Source organism: Paenibacillus sp. YSY-4.3, assembly GCF_054767475.1.
Window position 1 is genome coordinate 35,943 of the sequence record NZ_BAABMC010000015.1, and the last position, 22,566, is coordinate 58,508.

Annotated in this window: 19 protein-coding genes and 1 tRNA gene; 2 read left to right on the forward strand and 18 right to left on the reverse strand. The window is 50.5% G+C overall.

Features of this window, described 5'->3' with window-relative positions; translation table 11 throughout:
• Positions 1-32: 32 nt before the first annotated feature.
• The 7 genes from ACYUJT_RS24690 to ACYUJT_RS24720 form a co-directional block, all read right to left on the reverse strand.
• Entirely contained in the window at positions 33-2,618 is a 2,586-nt protein-coding gene (locus ACYUJT_RS24690; protein WP_460327436.1) for a glycosyl hydrolase, read from the reverse strand.
• Positions 2,619-2,896: 278 nt separating this feature from the next.
• Positions 2,897-3,409 (reverse strand): adenine phosphoribosyltransferase, encoded by a 513-nt coding sequence (locus tag ACYUJT_RS24695; protein ID WP_460327438.1) that lies wholly within the window; start codon positions 3,407-3,409, stop codon positions 2,897-2,899.
• Positions 3,410-3,472: 63 nt separating this feature from the next.
• Entirely contained in the window at positions 3,473-5,896 is a 2,424-nt protein-coding gene (gene recJ, locus ACYUJT_RS24700; protein ID WP_460327440.1) for a single-stranded-DNA-specific exonuclease RecJ, read from the reverse strand.
• 46 nt (positions 5,897-5,942) lie between these two features.
• Positions 5,943-6,902, reverse strand: coding sequence for a cation diffusion facilitator family transporter (locus ACYUJT_RS24705; RefSeq protein ID WP_460327442.1), 960 nt, complete (start codon positions 6,900-6,902; stop codon positions 5,943-5,945).
• A 99-nt stretch (positions 6,903-7,001) separates the two neighbouring features.
• Positions 7,002-7,904: a protein translocase subunit SecF gene (gene secF / locus ACYUJT_RS24710; protein WP_460327444.1), complete on the reverse strand. Its 903-nt coding sequence runs from the start codon at positions 7,902-7,904 to the stop codon at positions 7,002-7,004.
• Positions 7,894-9,147, reverse strand: a complete 1,254-nt coding sequence (gene secD, locus ACYUJT_RS24715; RefSeq protein WP_460327446.1) for a protein translocase subunit SecD — start codon at positions 9,145-9,147, stop codon at positions 7,894-7,896. Before secD ends, secF begins: the two co-directional genes overlap by 11 nt.
• A gap of 131 nt (positions 9,148-9,278) precedes the next feature.
• On the reverse strand, positions 9,279-9,533 hold the full coding sequence (locus ACYUJT_RS24720) for a post-transcriptional regulator (protein ID WP_460327448.1): 255 nt from the start codon (positions 9,531-9,533) through the stop codon (positions 9,279-9,281).
• 213 nt (positions 9,534-9,746) lie between these two features.
• Here ACYUJT_RS24720 and spoVB point away from each other — a divergent pair, with 213 nt between their 5' ends.
• Positions 9,747-11,354 (forward strand): stage V sporulation protein B, encoded by a 1,608-nt coding sequence (gene spoVB / locus ACYUJT_RS24725; protein ID WP_460327450.1) that lies wholly within the window; start codon positions 9,747-9,749, stop codon positions 11,352-11,354.
• Here spoVB and ACYUJT_RS24730 read toward each other — a convergent pair whose 3' ends face one another.
• The gene (locus tag ACYUJT_RS24730) at positions 11,355-12,080 is read right to left on the reverse strand and encodes a YetF domain-containing protein (protein WP_460327452.1); all 726 of its coding nucleotides are present in this window, start codon (positions 12,078-12,080) and stop codon (positions 11,355-11,357) included.
• Between the two features lie 220 nt (positions 12,081-12,300).
• Here ACYUJT_RS24730 and ACYUJT_RS24735 point away from each other — a divergent pair, with 220 nt between their 5' ends.
• The gene (locus tag ACYUJT_RS24735) at positions 12,301-12,696 is read left to right on the forward strand and encodes a TIGR04086 family membrane protein (RefSeq protein WP_460327454.1); all 396 of its coding nucleotides are present in this window, start codon (positions 12,301-12,303) and stop codon (positions 12,694-12,696) included.
• Positions 12,697-12,768: 72 nt separating this feature from the next.
• On the opposite strand, the gene yajC is transcribed toward ACYUJT_RS24735, so the two are convergent.
• From yajC to ACYUJT_RS24785, 10 genes are all read right to left on the reverse strand, one after another.
• Positions 12,769-13,089, reverse strand: a complete 321-nt coding sequence (gene yajC, locus ACYUJT_RS24740; protein ID WP_460327456.1) for a preprotein translocase subunit YajC — start codon at positions 13,087-13,089, stop codon at positions 12,769-12,771.
• 33 nt (positions 13,090-13,122) lie between these two features.
• Positions 13,123-14,262: a tRNA guanosine(34) transglycosylase Tgt gene (gene tgt, locus ACYUJT_RS24745; RefSeq protein ID WP_460327458.1), complete on the reverse strand. Its 1,140-nt coding sequence runs from the start codon at positions 14,260-14,262 to the stop codon at positions 13,123-13,125.
• A gap of 24 nt (positions 14,263-14,286) precedes the next feature.
• On the reverse strand, positions 14,287-15,315 hold the full coding sequence (gene queA, locus ACYUJT_RS24750; protein ID WP_460327461.1) for a tRNA preQ1(34) S-adenosylmethionine ribosyltransferase-isomerase QueA: 1,029 nt from the start codon (positions 15,313-15,315) through the stop codon (positions 14,287-14,289).
• A 9-nt stretch (positions 15,316-15,324) separates the two neighbouring features.
• A complete protein-coding gene (locus ACYUJT_RS24755) occupies positions 15,325-17,439 on the reverse strand; it encodes a SpoIID/LytB domain-containing protein (RefSeq protein ID WP_460327463.1) in 2,115 nt (704 codons plus the stop codon).
• A 49-nt stretch (positions 17,440-17,488) separates the two neighbouring features.
• Positions 17,489-18,493: a Holliday junction branch migration DNA helicase RuvB gene (gene ruvB, locus ACYUJT_RS24760; protein ID WP_460327465.1), complete on the reverse strand. Its 1,005-nt coding sequence runs from the start codon at positions 18,491-18,493 to the stop codon at positions 17,489-17,491.
• Positions 18,494-18,525: 32 nt separating this feature from the next.
• The gene (gene ruvA, locus ACYUJT_RS24765; RefSeq protein ID WP_460327467.1) at positions 18,526-19,143 is read right to left on the reverse strand and encodes a Holliday junction branch migration protein RuvA; all 618 of its coding nucleotides are present in this window, start codon (positions 19,141-19,143) and stop codon (positions 18,526-18,528) included.
• Complete coding sequence (gene ruvC / locus ACYUJT_RS24770; RefSeq protein ID WP_460327469.1) at positions 19,140-19,643, reverse strand: crossover junction endodeoxyribonuclease RuvC; 504 nt, start codon at positions 19,641-19,643, stop codon at positions 19,140-19,142. Before ruvC ends, ruvA begins: the two co-directional genes overlap by 4 nt.
• Before the next feature lie 215 nt (positions 19,644-19,858).
• The gene (locus ACYUJT_RS24775; protein WP_460327471.1) at positions 19,859-20,560 is read right to left on the reverse strand and encodes a BofC C-terminal domain-containing protein; all 702 of its coding nucleotides are present in this window, start codon (positions 20,558-20,560) and stop codon (positions 19,859-19,861) included.
• 111 nt (positions 20,561-20,671) lie between these two features.
• Positions 20,672-20,745 (reverse strand) — tRNA-Pro (locus ACYUJT_RS24780).
• A 173-nt stretch (positions 20,746-20,918) separates the two neighbouring features.
• Entirely contained in the window at positions 20,919-22,505 is a 1,587-nt protein-coding gene (locus ACYUJT_RS24785; RefSeq protein WP_460327473.1) for an ABC transporter ATP-binding protein, read from the reverse strand.
• Between the last annotated feature and the right edge of the window lie 61 nt (positions 22,506-22,566).

The window sequence follows — 22,566 nt, forward strand, 5'->3', positions numbered from 1 at the left end:
CACGCATTTCGTAGCGTCCTCTTTATAAATCCTTAGTTGGTAAACGTGTAATGCGGCGAATCATATTGCGGTCCCGATTTTTCATAAGTAAACCAGTAATCGATTACGTTTCCGCCCTGCAGCCCTGCGATGACCTGCTCCCAGTTCCCGTTGTTATTCGTCATCCGGTAGTTTAGCTGCTGTCCGCCGGACACCGTGTAATGAATGTCCACGTAGAGCGCAGGCGTCTTTGGAGTAAAGGCAATCTTCACTTCCGACCCCGAGATGCGGTTTACTTTAACCGTGTAATCGTCCGTAACGACGTCTCCGCCGCCATCTCCGTTGCCTCCTCCGTTTTCGCCTCCATTGTTACCTCCGCTGTTGCCACCACCATTACCGACATTAAAGCTGTTCGGCTGCACTGTCACCTGATGGCCGTCAGAGAACTGAACGGTCTTCGCGCTACTCGTCATATTATAGACGACATACGTCTTGACTCCATTTTTATTGAATACAGCATAAAGCGGATAGTTCGCGGTTACCGACGGTTCTGCATGCCCTAATGCGTCTAAATTATGAATCCAATGATACGCATTCGCTTTGGAATTACCCGCCTCCGGAATCAACTGCGATACGCGGGCGTTAAATTTGGCTTTGGCATCCGCAGGATCGGAAATCGCTCGGTACATGTATACGAGATCTTCCCATGGGCTGAAATTGCCGCCGCTCTCCGTTAACAGTGCATTGTAATTTCTCGCCGTATATTGCGGATATTGTGTCAGATAGAGCGATGCGGATGTGATCGGAAGCCAGTTGATGCCGTGAACTTCAGCCGGATTACCCGTCCACCATGTGGCGTCGCCCACCGTCTTGCCTCCCCATATCATACTTGCCGTCTCTTTCGTAAAACCGGCTGGGAAGTTCGTGTCATGCACATCAAACCAGTATTCGTTAATCGCATTCATTTCCGTCACGTATTGATAAATTCCTGCGTCGCGGATCGTCTTGTTCCCAGTAGCCTCGCCCCACAGAATGAGCCCTGCCCAGGCATTCATCGCCTCTGACGATGACTCGTTGTTGTTGCCGTCTCCGAAATTGGCATGTCCGGAAGCCCAAGAATGCCCGGCATAAGGATCGAAGTTTCGCAAGTACGGGAACATGGAATCCGAACGGTCAACATTCGCAATGTCGCGAATAAGGAGCTTGATCATTCCGCCCCAGTTGGCGTCGCTGGCCCAATTCTTGTCCGTTCTGGCAATCTCGGCTGCCGCCTTGATGAAATATCCGTAGTGGAAATGATGGTCATTCAGCTCGTTAGCCGTCCCGTAGCTGTCAGGATAACCAATGACGGTTCCCCAGTTATTGTTGTAGTAAAATACATTGGAGGCTTTCAAGTTGCCGGATGCATTGCTCGCTTTGAGCCAGTCCTCCAAGCGGCTCTTGATTTCCGAGCGGAACTGGCTTGCGGCAGCCGTGTTGCCGACCTGATCGGCGATCGGCGCGAGTACGGCCAGCTTCCCTAGACGTTTGCCTGTCCAGTACGTATCCGCGGCGCCGGCAAACTGCTCAGCAGCAGCCTCGTTTATATATTGGTTCAGAACGTTTTTGTCATAAGACCCGAGATCCGGGAGCGATGGCAGAACGCCGTTAAACTTCATCTTCGTCTGAAAACTCCCGCCTTCAACCGTCTTCATTTGGCCGCGGACGGAAGGATACGTATAGGCCAGTGTAGCCGTGGACGAATTTTTCCATTGATGCGGATACAGCGCGAATATAGTTCCCGATTGATTGCCTTCTTTAGCCGTCGTGCTTGCCGTGAAGGTCGTCGTTACTTCGCTGGTCGCTTCATTATAGGTATAATTCACTTTGGTATCGGTAATATGGGAATAGGCATATTGCTTGAATTTATTCAAGGTTTGCACGGAATTATCCGGAAGCACTGCGACCGAGAAATAGTTTTTGCCGTTCAAATTGTTCGTCAGCGTATTGGTGCCGATTCCGCTCCAAGTACTGCCCGACGCTCCGTATAAGCCGTAATGCGCGCCTTCGATCGTAATCCCGAGGACAGAGCTGCTATTGTCTCCCGACCATACCGTTGGCGGTGTGTAAAATTTAAGCTTCGGATCTCCTCCTGCAAAGGTGAAATACACGTAAGGAGAGCCGTGTCCGTAAGACACACTCATCGAATTGTTCCCTTGCTGGTACAGCGCCTTCACGAACCAATCGCTGAAGCCGTCTACTTTAGCATCCGGAAAGGCTCCGACCGCAGAATGGCCGACCGTGAAATCATGGATATCATTCATCCAGCCCGCGACGAATCCTGGCAAAGCGTGTACTCTTGTTCCCGGATAATAAATGCGGATGCCATCCCCCTGGTGCTTCATCGCCAAAGGATGCGGATACTGGGCCTCGGAATGAGTACTCCAAGCTAGGCTGCTCCACCAATCATTCGTAGGCATTTTTCCCGCCACGCCCGAAGTTTTGTATATGCTGGACGGTGCGTCCGTCGCTCCTGGGGGCAGTACGGTCGAATAAGAGCCTTTGCCTATAGGTACCTCCCCTGAAAACGCATTCAAATTTGTCGCCCACATCGACATGCCGACAGCCAATACTAGTACATACGAAAGTAGCTTCTTCAATGATATCCTCCTCGGTTAAAATAATAGTCTATCGTCTGTATGCATGACTTAATCAATACACCCCTATTGTTAATCCCTGGCAACATCCAGGTCAAGAAAATAATGTTATTTTTTAACTAAATAAGTCGAAACTACTAAATTACAATCCAAAATATGGTACTAAACGTCCGCAATTATTTTCGTAAATCCTCCTTTATTTTCCATTTGGTAAATAATCAATACAAAAAAAGACATCCTGTCAAAAGGATGCCTTTCTGATTTGTTTATGCTCGCCGATCCTAATATTTCAACAGCGAGAACACATCGATGCCCGGCAATTTCTCCCGGCCGTTCAGCTCGCTAAGCTCGATCAAGAACGCTGTACCCGCCACGTTGCCCCCAAGCTCGCGCACGAGCTTGACTGAAGTGGAGATCGTCCCCCCCGTAGCTAGCAAATCATCGGCGATCAACACGTTCTGCCCCGGCTTGATCGCATCGCTATGCATGGCCAAGCGGTCCGAGCCGTATTCCAGGTCATAGCCGACTTCGATCGTCTTATACGGCAGCTTTCCACTCTTACGGATCGGAACGAACCCTACGCCAAGCGCATAAGCCAAAGGAGCGCCCACTACGAAGCCGCGGGCTTCCGGCCCGGCGATCAGGTCGATCTTCAGATCCGACACCATCTTCTTAAGTTCATTAATCGCTTCGCGGTACTTCTCTCCGTTGTTCAACAAGGTCGTGATATCCTTGAAGCTAATTCCCGGCTGGGGAAAGTCGGGTATGACGCGAATGTACTCTTTCAAATCCAATGTAATCTCCTCCTAGTAGTTAGCGCATAACAACAGCATATCTATGAATTAAAAAAGGAAATGCTAAGATACGTTTTGCTGATTTGTCATTAGCCACTGCGTAATTTGCGGTATTCCGGCATGATGGAGGATCTGCTCCATTTCAGCCAGCTCTCCAAGTTCCAGGTACCGGCGCGATGAGTCCAGCGCCCTCTTGGCGGGAGCCTGGTTCATCGTTAATGTGCCCAGATGGCGATGGATAAAGCCAAGTTCCTCGAAAACCTCCAGCGTCATCACGAGCATTCGCCGCGATAAGCGGGTGCGCTGCATTAAGCTGGAAATCAGTTCCTCCTGTTGCACCGCAGCCGTAACCTGCTGTTTGAGCAGAGCATAAATCTGTTTGAATTGCTCCCGGGACGGCGGAAGAATCGCCTCCTGCCGCTCCATTGCCTGGTGGAAAAGGTACACCCTTTCGAGCGAGGAGAACGCCCCCATCATCTTATGCCATATGTCGAATGACTCGGGCAGTTCAAGAACAAACAATATTTTTATATCAGTCCTATTTTGTCCGTCCAACTGAGCAGCCGTATTGCCTGGAATTACGCCAACCTCCTTATCATATATCCAACAAGGGGTATCATTCAATTCATAATTTTTCGTCAATTCGGAATCTTTCATCGTGACGACAGCAATCATTCGCTGCTCTAGCGATTGCTGCTCGATCAACCGGCCGCGGATTTCATTCATCTTCACCACAGGATGCCTTGTTCCCCTGTAATCGAACACCTGGATATGCGGCACGGCGAGATCCTGAATCATTAACTGCGGCTTGCGTGAGCCGTTCCATTCATTGATGCTCGCTTCAGCTACGACATCTACCCGGGCCTCTTCGGTCAGTTGGGAAAGGAGCTCACCCTTTCCGAAAGCCACCGCTTCCATCGTTATTCCATCTTGGCTGAGGACAAGTTTCATATGCTTGCCTTCCTTGCCTAATGGCCGACTTTCCAATAGCTTGGCGCCGCGAATGAGCAGCTTAGGGCAAGCATTCCCCATGCCAAACGGGGCAAGATCCTCCAGTTGCTCAATGACAGGCAGGGAAATATCCGCTAAGCTGCACTCCAAATCCGTCTGCATAACCGGGATGAAATGCTCTTCGCTAAGCACGCCTGCAGCGAACTCGTTCAACTGCTCTTCCAGCTTCGAAAGCTGGCTGCGATGCAAGGTCATTCCAGCGGCCGATGGATGCCCGCCATAGTGCTCCAGTAGGCTTTTGCAGTGTGTCAGAGCCTCATAGATGTCCAGCCCGGGAATAGAACGAGCGGAGCCCTTGCAAGTCCCCGTCTCCGGATCTATGCCGAGAACGATGGTCGGGCGATAATAGCGATCCAGTATTTTGGAAGCTACAATCCCGATGACCCCCGGGTTCCAGCCCTCTCCGGCCAGCACGATAACGCCGGGCAATTCTCCTTCAACCTCTTTGCCGGCCAGCTGGGCCATCGCCTCCTGAACGATGCTGTCCACCAGCAACTGGCGTTCTTTATTCAGGATATCCAAATCCTCGGCAATCTTCTCAGCCTCTTCTATATTTTGCGTCGTTAACAGGGCAACAGCTTGCTTCGCATGGCTCATCCGGCCGCTTGCATTGATACGGGGCGCAAGCCCGAATGCAACGTTCGTCGAGGACACCATTTCCTTCGCTTCCCCTTTTGCAAAACCCGCCGCCCCTATCAGGGCCGTGATCCCCGGAAAACTAGAATAAGCCATCGCCTTCAATCCGTTTGTTACTAATATGCGGTTCTCATCTGTAAGCGGCATCAAATCCGCTATCGTTCCTAGCGTAACCAGTTCCGTCCAGGCGGCAGGCGTATCCTCGCCAAGCAAGGCTGTAGCCAGCTTATACGCTACCCCGACACCGGCGAGGCCTTTAAACGGATAAGTGCAATATGGCAATTTCGGATTGACGAGCGCATAAGCCTCAGGAAGGACCTCCGGCGGCTCATGGTGATCGGTAACGATGACATCCATCCCTGCGGTATTAGCATACGCGATTTGTTCAACCGCACTGATTCCCGTGTCGACGGTAACGACAAGCGTGAATCCGCGCTCCACGAATGGCTCCAAAGCTGAAATATGAAGCCCGTAGCCCTCTTTGGAGCGGTGAGGAATGTAATACTCATATCTGGCATTCAAATGGCGCATCAAGCAAACCATAAGGGCCGTGGAAGATACGCCGTCCGCATCATAGTCACCATAAATCAAAATTTGCTCGTCCTGCTCTACGGCCCGCCTGATTCGTGCGACAGCCTCTTGCATGCCGCTCAGCAAATAAGGATCGTGAAGCTCCTCCATCGTCCCCTGCAGGAAATGCCGTGCCTCCTGAGCGTTTTTAATTCCACGGCTTACCAGCAAGGAAGCCACGATTTTCGGTATGCCCGCCTGTTCAGCGAGCAGCGAAGCGGTATCCGCGTCGCTATGTAGACCAACCCAACGGTACTTCGGATGAAGCAACCTGACAGCACCTTCTTTCTTCCTCTCCTACCTCCGTGCATTTACTTTATTGCAGCAGCGTAGGCAGATCATTATTCGATCCTTCATAATTGCTCTTGTAAGGATAGCCCGGATCATAAGGCATGACTTGTATGCTTACGTCGCTCACCTGAGAGAAGCGATTCATAAGCAGTATTTTGGCGCGATTCGCAATATGATTCGCTTCCAATACGGAAATTCGTGGATTCACACTGATAATGACAGCGACGGATATATAATGGCCATTGCCATGCAGCTTCAGCTCGTCTACGGAGATGACCCCATGAACCCTTTGAACGGTTTCAATGAATGCAGACTTGTCCTCCACCTTCGCCTTCGTCTCCTCTTTGCCATATACAGCTCCTACGATCAGCTGATATCCTTTCCATAGGACAAGGCAAGCAGCGACTATAGCGGCTGCCGGGTCGGCATACAGCAGCAGCGGCATATTCCATGCTTCTCCGGTCATCGCGCCAAAGATCCCGAGAAGAACAACCATCGAAGTATAAAGGGAATGCCTATGCATTTCGATATAGTATTTCGAAGCAGTTCCCGATTTTTTAATATTTTGGCGATACTGGAGCTGGAATACGATCTCCCTTAAGGCAATCGAGACGACGATCGCTACCCCGGCCATGAACCCCGGCGCAACAACATTCCCAGTAACGATTGTGGATATCGACGCTCCCCCCATTTGCAAAGCGCCCATGAACAGGAATACAGCAAAAAAAATCGCTACCAGCGGTTCTGCCTTAGTGCGGCTGCTTGACCCATATCCAGATCTCAACCGCTGTCTGACGCTTGGCGGAAGCTGAACCTTCTCCGCGATGCCCGCTACCGCATCCGCTGCGGTATATAACGCATCCGCAAGTAAAGCTCGACTGTCAAAGAGCAAACCTACCACCCCTTTGAACACAGCCAGGATGACGTTGTTTGCAGTGCCAAGCCAGGCGGCAGAATCAGATGGTACAGCTTGTTCGCGAATCATAATAACCCTCCTGAAACACGTTATTCCCAAGAAGACGGCGAAGCCGCGTCCATATCGAGACGCGGCTTCGCTCCTGCCAAGCAAATGGCAAACCGTCGTTTAGGACGCTTTGGCCGGTTTGTTTTTTTGCTTGCTCTTAAGCACAAACCACAGCGGACTGGCGATAAAGATCGAGGAATACGCCCCGAACAGCAGCCCGATAACCATGGCCAGCGAGAACATCCTGATCGACGCTCCTCCCAGCAAGAGCAGGAATAAAGCGGCAATAAATACGGTTAAAGCGGTATACAATGACCGCATGATCGTTTGGGATACGCTCTTGTTTACGAGATCGATCAAATCTTGACGTGTCTTCAGTTTGGCAAAACGCAGGTTTTCCCGAATCCGGTCAAAAATGACGATCGTGTCATTAATCGAATAACCAATGATGGTAAGCACCGCAATGATAAAGGTCAAATCTACCTCTAAGCGGAAGATGGAGAAAATCGACACTACCATAAAGGCATCATGCAGCAGGGCAATAATGGCAGCGATCGCAAAGCGCCATTCGAACCTGATACCGACATAGACGATAATCCCCAGGCTCGAGAGCAGTACGGCCCACATCGCGTTTGCCGCCAGCTCTTTCGCCATTTCCGGATCGACAGTATTGATTTCCATGGATGCATCGCTGTCGAGCTTCAGAATCTCGCTCTTCAATTGATGATCCTGATCCTCATTCAGTACCTCGTCGAAGCGGATCGACATCCGATCTACGCCTGGAGTGATTTTCGATCCTTCCAGGACCCCAATATTCTCCAGAATCGGCTCGACTTGTTCCGAAGTCACGTTCTTCGTGAATGAAATATCAACATTGGAACCGGCTTTGAAATCGACACTATAATTGAGGCCGAATACAGCCAATGAAATAACGCCAATAATCGTTAGTATGATGGAAAATGTGTAGCAGCGCTTGCTGATGTGCACAAAATCCAAATGCTGCAGTTTATTTTTAAAGCTCACCAATTTCACTCTCCTTTACACCGAAATATTTCGGCTTCCGCAGCTTGCCCGCTTTAAGCAGCAGGTTCAGCAGGAAACGGATGAAATAAATATTGGTGGCAATGCTGAGCACGATCTCAACGATCAGGACAAGGGCGAAACCTCTGACCGCTCCGGTACCGAAAATATACATCACGATCGCTACTATGATCGTAGTGATGTTCGAGTCCATAATCGTCCGGAACGAGTGCTTGCCCCCCGCCTTGACGGCGGACAGGATACTCTTGCCGTGGCGCATCTCCTCCCTGATCCGCTCATTGGTAATAATGTTGGCATCGACCGCCATGCCGACCCCAAGAACGATAGCCGCAATCCCCGGAAGGGTGAGCGTAAATTCAGCAAAATTAAAGACCACGATAAGCAGCCAGGTGTGCAGGATCAAACCGAAACTGGCCAGCAGACCCGGAACGCGGTACATCCAAATCATGAAGATCAGTATGAACAAGGAGGCAACCAAGCCCGCCTGAATCGTCTGGTAGAGAGATTGCTTCCCTAGCGTCGCGCCGACGCTCTGCGAGTATTTCTCCGTTAATTTGAGCGGCAGGGCGCCGCGGTTAATCTCATCCTTTAAATCATTCGCTTCTTCACGTGTGTAGTTTCCACTGATCGAAGCCGTTCCGTCTCTTAATACGGCCCGAACTACAGGGGCTGACAGTAAATCATCATCGAGGAAAATAGCCAGTTCCTTACCCAGCAGCCGCTCGGTAATTTTGGCGAAATTGTCCTTATCCTTCAGTTTGATCGCAATTTCCGGCTGATTCAGCTGATTGAACTGTACTGATGCCCCGCCTTCAACAAAGTCGGTACCGACCAATTCGATTTTGTTAAATTGTTCGGGACTCGTCTCTGTTCCATCCTTGCTTCGGAACGTCAAAGTCGATGGCTTCTTCATCAGCTTCCGGACTTCATTCTCGTCGGTAACGCCAGCCAGCTTCAACCGGATCCGGTTCGTTCCTTCCGTTGTGACCTCCGGCTCGCTTGTACCAAGCTGATTAGCGCGCTTCTCTAAGCTTTGGGCCGTTTTGAGCAGTGACTCCTTCGTAACTTTAGCTCCGGCTTCAAAAGGCTCGGCTTCATACAAAATCTCGAATCCGCCCTTCAAATCCAGGCCAAGATGTACATCTCGAAGCAGACCAGGGCTTGTCCAAGCCATGATTGCCGTTGAGACGACCACGACGGTTATGAATGCGATGAGTCTTTTCATCCCGTACCTCGTTCCCCTTTCAAATTCTCAATATTCCTATTATAGCGATGCAGGAAAAGAGCGTCAATTTATCAAATATTGTCGGTTTCTCTAACGCCTCCCTGCAGAACAAAAAAAAAAATCCCGATTTCTCAGAAGCGGGACCCACGAAATGCGGATAACGTCATATAGTTCATGAACTGAGTAGATTTCAACGATAGGATATCGTTGACTAATTGATGAAGCTCGGGATAACCTTCTTTCTCATATTTATGACTGACACAGTCCCAAATATCCGATACGGTTACATGCTCATAACCGATAAGCCGGAATTCTTCCACTTTACTGCGGCATAAAGTTTCGATCGTTTCGTTCAACTGCTTCTCGGCGAATTCCTGTTGATCCATTCCATGATGCCCCTTTCTTGCGAGGTGAGCTGTCATTATAGTAATTCTATCCGAATCTTGTGATTCCTGCTTCCTTGTTCCGGATGATAGCTAATTCCCAAACCTCTTTGTGAAAAATGAGCTGTCATGAATCCGGACAGGTTCTGCATATTCATAAATATATCAGACAAGTCGTCATAGTAAAATGCTCATTCCGGGAAAGAGGGAATCATTTTGAATAAACAGACTTTTATCCAAGGGACCATGATCCTGCTTGTGGCGGGCGTCGTCAATCGCATTCTCGGCTTCATTCCCCGCATTCTTCTCCCCCGAATCATCGGTGCCGAAGGCGTGGGTCTCTATCAGCTGGGGTATCCGTTCTTCCTTGTACTGGTCACCGTCATTACCGGGGGTATCCCTCTAGCCGTCGCTAAACTGATCGCGGAAGCAGAGTCTTCCGGCCATCCTGGCCGATCAGCGGCGATACTGCGGACGAGCCTGATCTTTACGACAGGGGCAGGGTTCATCTTCACGATTGCCAGCCTGCTGGGCGCACCCTGGATCAGTCGCTATGTCCTGCCGGATTCCCGAGTATACCATACCTTTCTCGCCATGAGCCCGATGATCGTGATCGTAGCCGTATCCTCCGTATTTCGCGGATATTTCCAAGGCAAGCAGAATATGATTCCTTCCGCAAGCTCATCGATTCTGGAAACCATCGGGCGAATCATCTGCGTGCTCTGGTTCTCTTATTTGATGCTGCCCATGGGCGTTGCATACGGGGCTGCTGGGGCCATGCTCGGCGTAGCCGCCGGCGAAGTGGTCGGCATGGCGGTCATTCTATGGCATTATTGGCGCTCCCGCCGCAAAGAGACGAAGGCGCCGCCTGTGGAGGCGCTCGCTGCCCCGGATACGAACCCGGGCTTGGAATCCAGCTCGAACCCGGCATCAAGAAAATGGTTTGGCTCTACCTTGAAGCGCATTCTTCGGATAGCGATACCAGTTACGGGAGGTCGTCTCGTCGGCTCGCTGTCTTATTTGCTGGAGTCGATCACCACCGCTCAAAGCCTGGCCATAGCCGGCATTACTACAGCCATTGCAACGGCCCAATATGGAGCGTTGCAAGGAATGGTGATCCCTTTGCTGCTCCTTCCCGGAGCGCTCACGTCATCGCTCGCCGTCTCTCTCGTTCCTTCGCTGGCAGAGGCTCAGGCACGCGGGGATATGCGCACGATCCATTTGCGGCTCCATCAGTCTATAAGGCTGGCCCTCGTTACAGGCGGCCCCTTCGCGGCGTTAATGTATGTCCTGGCCGAGCCTTTATGCCTGCTCATTTATAACAACGCAGAAATTGCTGGGATGCTCAAGATCATGGCCCCGTTCGCTTTGCTCCTTTATGCCCAATCGCCTCTCCAGGCTGCCCTTCAAGCGCTCGACAAGCCGGGGCGCGCCCTGCTTAACACCTTGATCGGGGCAATTATCAAAATATCACTCATCCTCTATCTGGCTTCCAATCCAAGCTTGGGCATTTACGGAGCAATCATCGCTATCATCGCCAATTTTGCCGTCGTAACGCTGCTGCATGGCTACAGCGTAGCGCGGGAGCTGCGCTACCGCATTCCTTATCTCGATGTTCTCAAAGTCATTTGCGGAATGATCATCATGGCCGCCGCTGCTGCTTATATTTATCATGATCTGCCGGTCAGCCCGCTACCGGAAGTTCAGCTCATCTTCGCCATGTCCATTTCCGGGCTGCTGTATATCGCCTTGTCGGGAGCCATGGGACTGATTGATTTTCATGATCTCCGCCGGCTGCCGCTGCTGCGCAGATGGTTCCGCTAACTATTGGTCCTGCATCAAATTGATGTACAGCTTCCCCTGATGATCGATGGAACAAAAAAAGATTTCCTTAAATTCCTTGACCCCCCTGGCTTGAATTTGATTTTTAAGCCAAAATCGTGTTTTGCCGATCTGCTCCAAATTGCGGTCCTGAACCTTGCCGTCCATGATGAGGGACAAAGGAATTTCCTCGTATCTTATTCTAGGGACAACCGGCTTGCTTGCCTGCTTCGCAGCAGCGCTATCCTGTTCGCTGTGTCTGCTTTGGGCGTTCCGTTTTTTTGGCATGACGCTCAATTGCCCACTTGTCTCGAGCACGGCGAATTCGACATCCGCCACATTGTCTATATTGCTGGCCCGCAGCTGCATTAGCAGGTCATCAAGATTATAACGCTGCCTTCTCATTTCCTTCCGGTCGATCCGGCCGTTCTGTATAATTACGCTAGGCTTGCCGTCAAACAGGGATCTTACTCCCCTGCTGCGCAAAGACAACTTGGCAATGGCAATTTGTATCAGCAATAAAATAAGCATGGGAACAATGCCTTCATACAGGGGACGTTTCATATCCTCGATTGCGAATACCGCGATTTCGGCAATCATCACCGATATGACCAAATCGAAGATGGACAGTTCGCCGATCTCTCTTTTTCCCATAATGCGCATGACAACAAACGCGGTAACATACATGAGCACAGTCCGAAATATAAGCGAAGCAATATGACCGGTCATAAGGTTCCCTCCATCACATTTTAGTCCGGTACGGGCAGAACGATTAGTACGAATATTGTGACCTTCTTCCCGCTGACCCATGCGAATCTCAAATCGCTTATTTTGCGGCGAGACTTGCATTTTTTGCTATATCTGGCACGTAACCACAGACTCAAATCTGTACTAAACCTACAGGCTTGACCATACAATGGTGGTAATACATGAATAGGAGGAACGAGTCATGGATTTCTTCCGACGTTTGGGATCAATTCGGCTTTCTCATCCCACCTTATCCGGCATATGGTACGCCTTCCTGTGGATGATGATCGGAGCGCTGATTCTATCCCTGCTGCTGCAGTCCGGTTCGCTGGAGGAACACAATCTTAACTGGCCGATTTACATCGTACATACCGCCGCTCTGCTATTCGGGGGACTCACCTCAGGGAAGCGGGCCGGTCAGAAGGGCTGGTATCAAGGGGCTCTTACCGGGATCTTGTACGGTCTTCTGATTTTGTGCATCAGCTTTCTGGCCATGGACAACTCGCTGGGGTTAAATGATTTCACTTTATTGCTTCCTGCCCTATTAATCGGGGCTCTGGGGGGAATGTTCGGAGTTAATTTGCACAAGAAAAGGTGAGCCGCTGGTTGCGGAACAAAAAAAGAGCCTATTTCAGGCTCTTTTTTGTCATTCAGATACGGCCCCGTCCCGTTATTTCGATTCGGAAACCTTCTCTGTATTTACGCTATGGCTGATCGCGTTGCGCTCAAACGTCAACTTTGTCGCATCATTCACAAGAAGTACGACGCTATCGTCCGTCAATGTTACGATCGTACCATGCAGACCGCCAATCGTGACGATCTTGTCCCCTTTCTTGAGCGCTCTCAGCATTTCGTTGCGAGATTGCTGCTTCTTCTTCTGAGGACGAATCAACAGAAAATAGAACACGACAAACATGATCGCGAACGGAACAACCAAGGAAATAATTGGGTTCGCCGCACCTGTACCTGCTGCTGCTGCATACTGGAACATCGAAATCCCCCTTTCGACGAATATTTACTCTTCTTAAAATCCCTTATCATTGCCAAACAGACCATACCGCTCGAAGAACTCATCCCGGAAATCGAGCAGCCTGTCTTCCATAATCGCCTGACGAACTTGGCGCATCAGGTTAATTAGGAAATACAGGTTATGATATGTAGTCAGCCGAAGACCGAATGTCTCATCACTTTTGATCAAATGACGCAAGTAAGCCCGGGAGTAATTACGGCAAGTGTAGCAATCGCACTCCGGATCGAGCGGCCCGAAATCTCTTGCATATTGAGCGTTGCGAACCACTAGCCTGCCCTGACTCGTCATCGTTGTGCCATTGCGGGCAATCCTGGTTGGCAGCACGCAATCGAACATATCGATTCCCCGGATGGAGCCTTCAATCAATGCATCGGGCGAACCTACCCCCATCAAATAACGGGGCTTGTCCGCCGGGAGTAATGGCACCGTATAATCGAGCACCTCATACATCAAATGTTTAGGCTCACCAACACTCAGTCCACCAATAGCATAACCCGGAAAATCCAGGGAAGTCAAATCCTTCGCGCTCTGTTTGCGCAAGTCTTCGAACATGCCGCCCTGAACGATCCCGAACAAGCCTTGGTCATGCGGGCGGGCATGGCTCTTCAGACAGCGCTCAGCCCAGCGGGTCGTGCGTTCGAGCGACTTTTTCACGTAATCATGCTCAGCCGGGTAAGGCGCGCATTCGTCAAAGGCCATCATAATATCCGAGCCCAACGCGTTTTGGATTTCCATCGCGACCTCCGGAGACAGGAACATCTTATCGCCGTTCAGATGAGAGCGGAAATGCACGCCCTCCTCCGTAATCTTTCGCATTTCGCTTAGCGAGAATACTTGAAATCCACCGCTGTCCGTCAAGATCGGGCGATCCCAGTTCATGAATTTATGCAACCCGCCCGCTTCACGAACGATGTCATGCCCGGGTCTCAGAAACAAATGATACGTATTGCTCAAAATAATTTGTGCATTCATTTCCTTGAGCTCTTCCGGGCTCATCGTCTTGACCGTGGCTTGCGTTCCGACCGGCATAAAAATCGGCGTCTCGATCACGCCGTGCGGGGTATGCACCCGTCCGAGCCTTGCGCCAGACTGCTTGCACGTCTTAATGTGTTCGTACGTTATTGCTGCTGCCAATATCATCAACCATCCTCTTTAACCTTAATAAATAAACATGGCATCCCCAAAGCTGAAGAAGCGGTATTTATGTTCAACGGCTTCACGGTATGCGTTCAAAAGGCGCTCTCGTCCGGCCAGAGCGCTGACCAGCATGACCAACGTGGACTTGGGCAAGTGGAAATTGGTAAGCAGCGCATCCACCAGCTTAAATTCATAGCCCGGATAAATGAAAATACCTGTCCAGCCGCTCATCGCGGTAACCGGACCCTCCTTGCACTTACCTGCCACGGTCTCCAGCGTACGGGCGGAAGTCGTGCCCACGGCAATGATTCGGCCGCCGCGCTGTTTCGTTGCGTTCAGCAGCTCTGCCGTCTCTTCGGATAGAATGTAATATTCCTCATGCATCACATGATCCTCTACCCGCTCGACCGACATTGGCCGAAAGGTTCCAAGCCCAACATGCAGCGTTATAAAAGCGATGTCCACGCCTTTAGACCGCACCTGTTCCAGCAGCTCATTCGTGAAATGCAGGCCTGCAGTCGGTGCGGCTGCGGAACCTTCATGCTTCGAATATACGGTCTGGTAACGCTCGCGGTCATCCAGCTTCTCCTTGATGTACGGAGGAAGCGGCATCTGTCCGAGCCGGTCCAGGATTTCATTGAATATTCCCTCGTAGGAAAAGGAAAGCACACGCTCCCCCATGTCCCCTTCGCTCTCGATTGTAGCCTTGAGCTCATCTCCGAATGTAATTACGGCCCCGGTCTTCAGCTTTTTGCCCGGCTTGACCAGCGCTTCCCACCGGTCGCCCCCTAAATTCTTAAGCAGAAGCACCTCGGCCTTGGCGCCTGTGTCCTGCTTAACACCAAAGAGCCTGGCCGGGATTACCCGCGTATCATTCAATACCAGCGTATCTCCAGCCTGCAAGTAGTCCAATATCGCCGGAAACATATGGTGCCGAACCTCTCCGGTAGCCTTGTTCAAAGAAAGCAGCCGGGATGCGGTACGATCGGCAAGCGGTGTCTGGGCGATCAATTGTTCCGGCAGTTCAAAATCATATAAGTCAACATTCATAGGAGGTAATCATTCCTTAACGATAGTCACGTTCTGATAATAGTGTTGCAAAATGGATATATAATCATACCCTGCATCGGCCATTCCCTTGGCTCCCCATTGGGATAAGCCCAGTCCATGCCCATTGCCTCGTCCCACGAAGAGAAAACGGTTTGTCTGATCAACAGTACGAGCCGTCCCGTCCGCTCCCATGACGACCATGCTGCTACCGCTCCAGTTATTAACGCCCGATGAAGACAGCACGGGTGTGCCGGAGGCCGCCGTCCCGGTGGACTTTGCTCCACCTGCGCTCAGTACAGTATACCTACCGGTAGCCGCAATATCAAACAGCGTGCTCGGCAGCCCGCCAAAAGCAGAGCGGAATAAATCCGGATATCGCACATCAAGAATCTGCCCGTTGGCTTTGATCTGCGTTGCCCGCCCGGACGGTCCGCGCTGCGTGATCTCCAAATTGAGGATCGGGGAAGGGGCTTCGGTTGCCGTTTTGCCCTTCAAGGACTTCAACAGTTCATCCGAGCTATAAGGGCCGCGTATCCATGCGTATGAGCTGGATTCCTCAACGAGGCCAAGGACAACCGCCTGATCGCCAGGATTCATTTGCCCCACCGGGCTGACATCCCCTTGGATCAGCGGAATCGGACGGACATTCGTTGCGTTTGCCGTTACCGTCATTTGGGCTAGGCCCGCTGCTGTCTTTCCTCCCGTAAGCTTTACGTTGTCTTCCCTTACGTACCCCGTTTTACCTGAAGGCAGCAGCACATGATACCATGATTTCAACCCTGTTTGCGCCGCCTTGTCCCCATCGCTCGGCATGCTGCCGAACGTAGCGTTCGGGTTGCTCCATACTTCGGTCGAATCGGCCGTCATCCCCCCGCTATTGGAGGAGAAGATCGCTTCCACAATTCGCCCGTTCGATTTTATAACCTCGCCGGCCGTGCTGTCCACGGCTTGTTTGATGCTGTCTACTTCCTTATCTACCCCGTCATATACCTGGCTTAAGGTTGTATCCACCAATCCAGCGACATTAAACTTATTGCCGGCTGCATGGTAAAGTGCATAGCTCCGGGCTGCAACCGCCTGCGCCTTTAACGACTCCTGCGGCCAGGAGCTAGGTACTTCGGCAGCGACGACCGAATACAAATATTGCTCCAGCGGAACGTCGTTTACGAGGGCGAGCTGGCCATTTACGCTGCTAATTTCGAAATCCCCGCGATATTTGCGGGCCGATCTCTCTGCCACCTGTATAACGGAATCCTCGCTATCCCGTACGACCAGCTTCGTATTTGCGCCGCTGACTGCATAATGATCAATCGCCCTTGGGGAATTCGCATCCCCGGTAACATCGCGATATGCGATAAATGCAGGAGCCTGAGCATCCACCGGCGTCAAATTCAATTGCGGCTGCAGTTGGAGTATCTGCGCCTTCAGAGCAGCCAATGCCGAATCGTTAATGGCTCCGCCTACCCATACGGCATATTGGTTCGCTCCCACAACAGCAAGCTTGACCTCTATCCCTGGCAGGTTTAGCGCCTGGCGGTAAGCATCAGCTTCCGCTTTGCTTCCAAATACGCCTGCGGAATAATAGTACCCTCCATGGATCGTCGGCTGCTCTCCTCCCAGCTGCCCGGCAAGCGCCTGAGTGACGCGTGTTACCGCCCCAGAAGCCTGTTCTGCGCTGGCATAAGGCCCAGTATAAACTTGATATACCGTTCCGCCCGCTTGCTCGGAGACAACCGCCACCGGCTTGTCCGTTCCGCCCTGGAGCTTCTTGACAGCAGCCGAGACCGTTTGCCAGTCAGCGCTTTCCAGCGCTTTGACTTTGATTCCGTCCACGCTGAAGCGGATCGTCTGGCCCGGCGTGAAGTCCAGCCAGCTCTCCAAGCCGCCGTCCCTTTGCGGCCCTGCCTGCCACGCCGATTCCGCCGTCAGGCTCACCGCCGGCACCGTTGAATTATAAGTGCTTCCTAAGTCCAGGAACATGGCGACGCGAACGCGCGCGTCCGGCATCGCATCCGCGCCGACTGGAATGTGGAATAGGCCGCCTAGCATTGCTGCGCTTAATAGAGCCGCAGCCCATTTTGGGCCCCTGCTTTTTTGTCCTCGTCTCTGTCTAGGTATAATCACGCTCTGTAATCCTCCTCATCAACGTGTAATGCCGTCATTCGTCTTTCCCTTAAGAATCCCCAGGCATTGGCAGCCCCAGATGCTGATAAGCGGCCGGGGTTGCGACTCTGCCGCGCGGCGTGCGCTGCAAGTAACCGATTTGGAGCAAATATGGCTCATATACGTCCTCGATCGTCTGGCTTTCTTCCCCAATCGTCGCCGCGATCGTATCGAGCCCGACAGGACCGCCCCGAAAATTTGTAATCATCGCCCGAAGCATCTTATGGTCAATTAAATCAAGACCCATAGGATCCACCTGCAGCCTTAGCAAAGCTTCCTTGGCAATGTCTGTAGTAATGTGGCCGTCTCCGCGCACTTGGGCAAAATCCCGCACCCGCTTGAGAAGCCGGTTGGCAATCCGCGGTGTTCCCCGCGATCGAAGCGCGATTTCGTCGGCTGCATCCCCGATAATATCGATGCCGAAAATATCGGCGCCGCGGCTTACGATATAGCTGAGCTCCTCCACCGTATAGAACTCCAGGCGGTTCACCACCCCAAAGCGGTCGCGCAGCGGCGCTGACAGCAGCCCCGCTCTCGTCGTGGCACCGATCAGCGTAAACGGCGGCAAATCGAGCCGCACAGACCTTGCGCTCGGCCCCTTGCCGATCATAATATCCAGGGCGAAATCCTCCATGGCCGGATACAGCACCTCTTCTACCGTCCGATGCAGCCGATGGATTTCATCAATGAAGAGAACGTCCCCTTCCTGCAAATTCGTCAACAGCGCGGCCAAATCTCCTGGCCGCTCGATCGCCGGCCCTGATGTCGTCCGCAAATTGACGCCAAGCTCGTTGGCGATAATATTGGCCAGCGTCGTTTTTCCAAGCCCCGGCGGTCCGTACAACAGAACATGATCCAGCGCTTCGTTGCGCATTTTTGCGGCTTCGATATATATTTTCAAATTGTCCTTAATTTGGCTTTGTCCGATATATTCCGCTAAATACCGGGGACGAAGACTAAGCTCCACCGCCTGCTCTTCCATCATCAAATTCGCGGATATGATCCGGTCTTCCATCGCTAACTCGCTCCTTCCCCTCTAGCCCAAGATCAACCTGCATACAGCAGCTTGAGCGCCTTTTTCATGACCGAATCCACCTCTTCGGCAGGCTTGACCGAATCCTTCAGCTGCTGCCACACCCGGTCGAGCTCGGCGTCGGTATAACCAAGCGCCTTCAGTCCTTCCCTGGCCTCCGGCCAGCCCGGGTTCAACCCCTCCAGCCCGTCCAGATCGGCCGGCACCTCGTCGAACAGCGAAGGCCCACCGAGGCCGTCCAGCTTGTCCTTCAGATCGAGGATCATCCGCTGCGCCGTCTTCTTGCCGATTCCCGGCAGCTTGGTCAGATACGTGATATTCTCCTGCTGGATCGCAGCTACCACATGATCCGGCTGCCCCCCGCTTAAAATGCCAAGCGCCACCCGCGGCCCGATCCCTGATACTTCAATCAGCTTGCGGAACAGCCTTTGCTCCTCTCGCGTCGGGAAGCCGTATAGCAGTATAGCGTCCTCTCGCACGTGATGATGGGTGTACACCGTTATCGTCTGCTCGTTTTTGGCGGCAAACACATATGGGTTCGGGCTATAAATGCGATAGCCTATTCCCTGAACGTCCAACACGACATAATCGTTTTCCAAATGAGCCACCTGGCCCCTAATAAAATCAATCATGGCCTCAATACCTCGTTCAATTTCGAATTTAATGTATAAGAATGGGCATGACAAATCGCCACGGCCAGCGCATCCGCCACGTCGTCCGGCTTCGGGATCGCCTGCAGCTTCAGGAACATTCTCGTCATTTCCTGCACCTGCCGCTTCTCCGCCTTGCCGTACCCTACCATCGCTTGCTTGATTTGCATCGGTGTATACTCCGCAATCGGCAAATTGCGCTGTGCCGCTGCCAGGACAAGAACCCCCCGTGCCTGGCTGACTGACATCGCGGTAGTTACGTTCCGGTTGAAGAACAGCTTCTCTAATGCTACTGCGTCGGGCTTGTATTTATCGATAAGCTGAACTATGCCTTCATAGACATGAAGCAGCCTTTCTTCTTCCGGCGTATGCGCCTCCGTCTGAATGCAACCATATTGTACGGGTACACATTTGCTTCCTTGTTTATCAATAAAGCCGAAACCGACGATGGCGATGCCCGGGTCAATCCCTAATATTCGCAACCTCTATCTCTCCCCATGTTTGTTTGCGGCTTCCATTATTCCTAAAGGAGCTCCCCTGCGGAAGCGAAGCCTATGTCCGGATAACCGAACATATGTATTCACTTATTATATCAAAAGAATGAGACCTGTTGAGGAAAATCTTTGTAGAACTTTGTCTGCGGCAACAAAAAAAGAGACGTTTGGACAACGCCTCTTGGCATGAAAGTATATACGCTTCATTCATCTTTTTGTTGCATGACCTTCCTGGCCGGCATGGCTGCAAATTCACTGAATGTCGAAAGCACGCTGTTATATTCGTCTAAATCCTGTATGCGGATGCCCTGATGCAAGTGCAATAGAACGTCCGGGGGCAGTGAGCTTTCCATTGTCTCCACATCCAATTGAAAAAAGGTTTTAAGCACTTTCTCTTTGTCTGGAGGTCCCTCGAACAAACTGAGGTTCCCCTGCTGGTCGATTCCGAAATATCCGTTGCTTCTGCACGTCTCCGACAGCTCATTGATATGCTGCTCGAACCACACGTCTCCTTGGGCATCAATGCTTCCCAACCAGCCTGGATTAGCGCGATATACCCCAATGACTTCATCAGGACTTAAGGTTCCGAGAATGGAGCCTTCTTCCCCGCAAGCATATATTTTGTTTAAATGAACGGTCCGCCGCCCGCTGCTTTGGTTCAATTGTTCAATCCAGGCTGGTTCCAATTCGGCCTCCTTGCCTGCTCCTATGGCCGCTTCCCTGATCATGCCCAGCGTTTCCAGGGCAATCGGCTCCTTGGCCATCAATTGCTCCATTTGGTTGGACAGCATCAGTCCGAGCCACGCCATTAAGGTGACCAGCCCACAGCCGCCAATCGTCCAAATGGCGCGTCTCCATCTTCTCCATCGGCGCCTGAACTGCTTTTTGATACGGAAGATATTCACTGGTATCCCCTTCTATCGGTCGATATTTACTGTTATTGTGACCGTAGGGAGATTGAAATATACAGAATAAAAGAAGCAGCCATTCTAGAGAATGGCTGCTTCTTTGTCTTATCGGGACGACACGATTTGAACATGCGACCCCCTGGTCCCAAACCAGGTGCTCTACCAAGCTGAGCTACGTCCCGATACAAAGCAAGTAATGAATGATTTCTTGCGACTCCTTTTTGGGTCACTTCTAAGATAATATCACTTGGTACTAAATGTGTCAACACTTTGTTTATTGCTGTGAATCAAAACAAGGAAGCTGCTGCTAAATGCAGACAGCGTCCTTGTTTTTTACTGTTTACACTTGTTCTCATTATCCTTGTAAAACGAAGGTTTCCTTGTATTGATCCAGGTCGATTACCTTATTAATAAATTCATTTGGTTCGGCTTGATGCGAAATCATGATTAGAACATTACATAGCTGCTCGGCATTTAAGATGCCTGTGATCTGGTCTCTCGTATCTATGTCCAAATTTGATGTCGCTTCGTCTAAAATAATAATATCCCTGTTTGCCAAAACCGCTCTTAAAAACGCGATTACCTGCGTTTGTCCCCCTGATACGCCAAAGCCATTCTGTGAGATTTCCGTATTCAATCCTTTTTGAAACTTTTCTAGATGACCCATGAGGTTGTATTTTTGAGCTGTGGCTATGATATCTTCAATTGTTTTATGCTTTTGTCCAAAAAGAATGTTATCCGCTACCGTTCCTTTGAACAAAAAAATACTTTGGGATACGATGCCTATCCGATTTCTTATCGAGTTGATATCCATCAGCGATTGATCTTGTCCGTTTATTAATATTTGCCCATAAAGAGGTTTGTACAAGCCGGTAATTAGCTTGATTAGAGTAGTTTTTCCTGAACCGTTTAGGCCGCGAAGGAGCACTCGGTCTCCCGCTTCCAGCTCAAAATTCATATTTTGGATAACCCATTCATCGCCGGTCTCATATTTAAAGCTTACTTCTTTAAAACGAATAGTGCTGATGCTTTCATCAAGCTTCCGGGCACCGGCAATATTTTCGCTTTCCGTTTCCAGTATGCTCTTAATTCTGCTTATGCTTACACACACCGGCTTTAATGTAACTTCTATGCTGCCAAAAGCTTGGGTCGTCGAGAGAAGTTTCGATAAATATAACGAAAAGGACGTATAGATCCCTATGGTCAAGTGGTTATTTAAAATTAATATTCCTGAGATAAATAAAACGAATGTCGTAACCAAGTTGTTGCTTAAGATGATGTTTTGAACAAAAAACACGAAATTCAAACTTTGTTTGAGCAGATTTTTAATCATGCTTTCCAGCTTGTTGTTAAGTTTTTGAATCTGCGTTCTTTTACCCACTAAAAGCTTGATCTCTTCTATTCCATTTAAAGTCTCAAATACTTCTCCATTTAATTGAGCAGATGATTCATACACTTTAGTGGTGCTTTCGGATATTCTGCGGGATGCATTCCTGGATATAATAAAATAAAGCGGAATGATGATAAGAGTTGTAAAGGTAAGCGTTGAACTCAGTTGGAACATCACGAACAAAGAGAATATGAAATCAAAGACACCGGTTAACGTCCCTAAAAAAGAGGGGGAGAACAATACGCCTAAGCTCGAAGACTCCGCGACCCTCCCTAAAATATATCCTTTATCATGTTTATTGTGAAAGGCTAGTGGCGCATCTATGACCGATTCTACGGTTGATACTCTAACCTTATTAACAACCTCATATTGAACCTTGGAGAAAATATAGGAATAACCTACATTTGCTATATAGCCGATGATGTATATTGCAGCCATTAGAAGGGCAATTTTTAATAATTCGAAATAGCTTTTATTCATTAAAATAATATTATCAATCGAATACCCGATTAAATAAGGAATCGGAGTGATCAGCAAAGATGACAATCCCATGCCTATGATCCCGACTATAAATTTGTATTTCGATTGCTTTAAGTATGGCCATAAAAAAAGG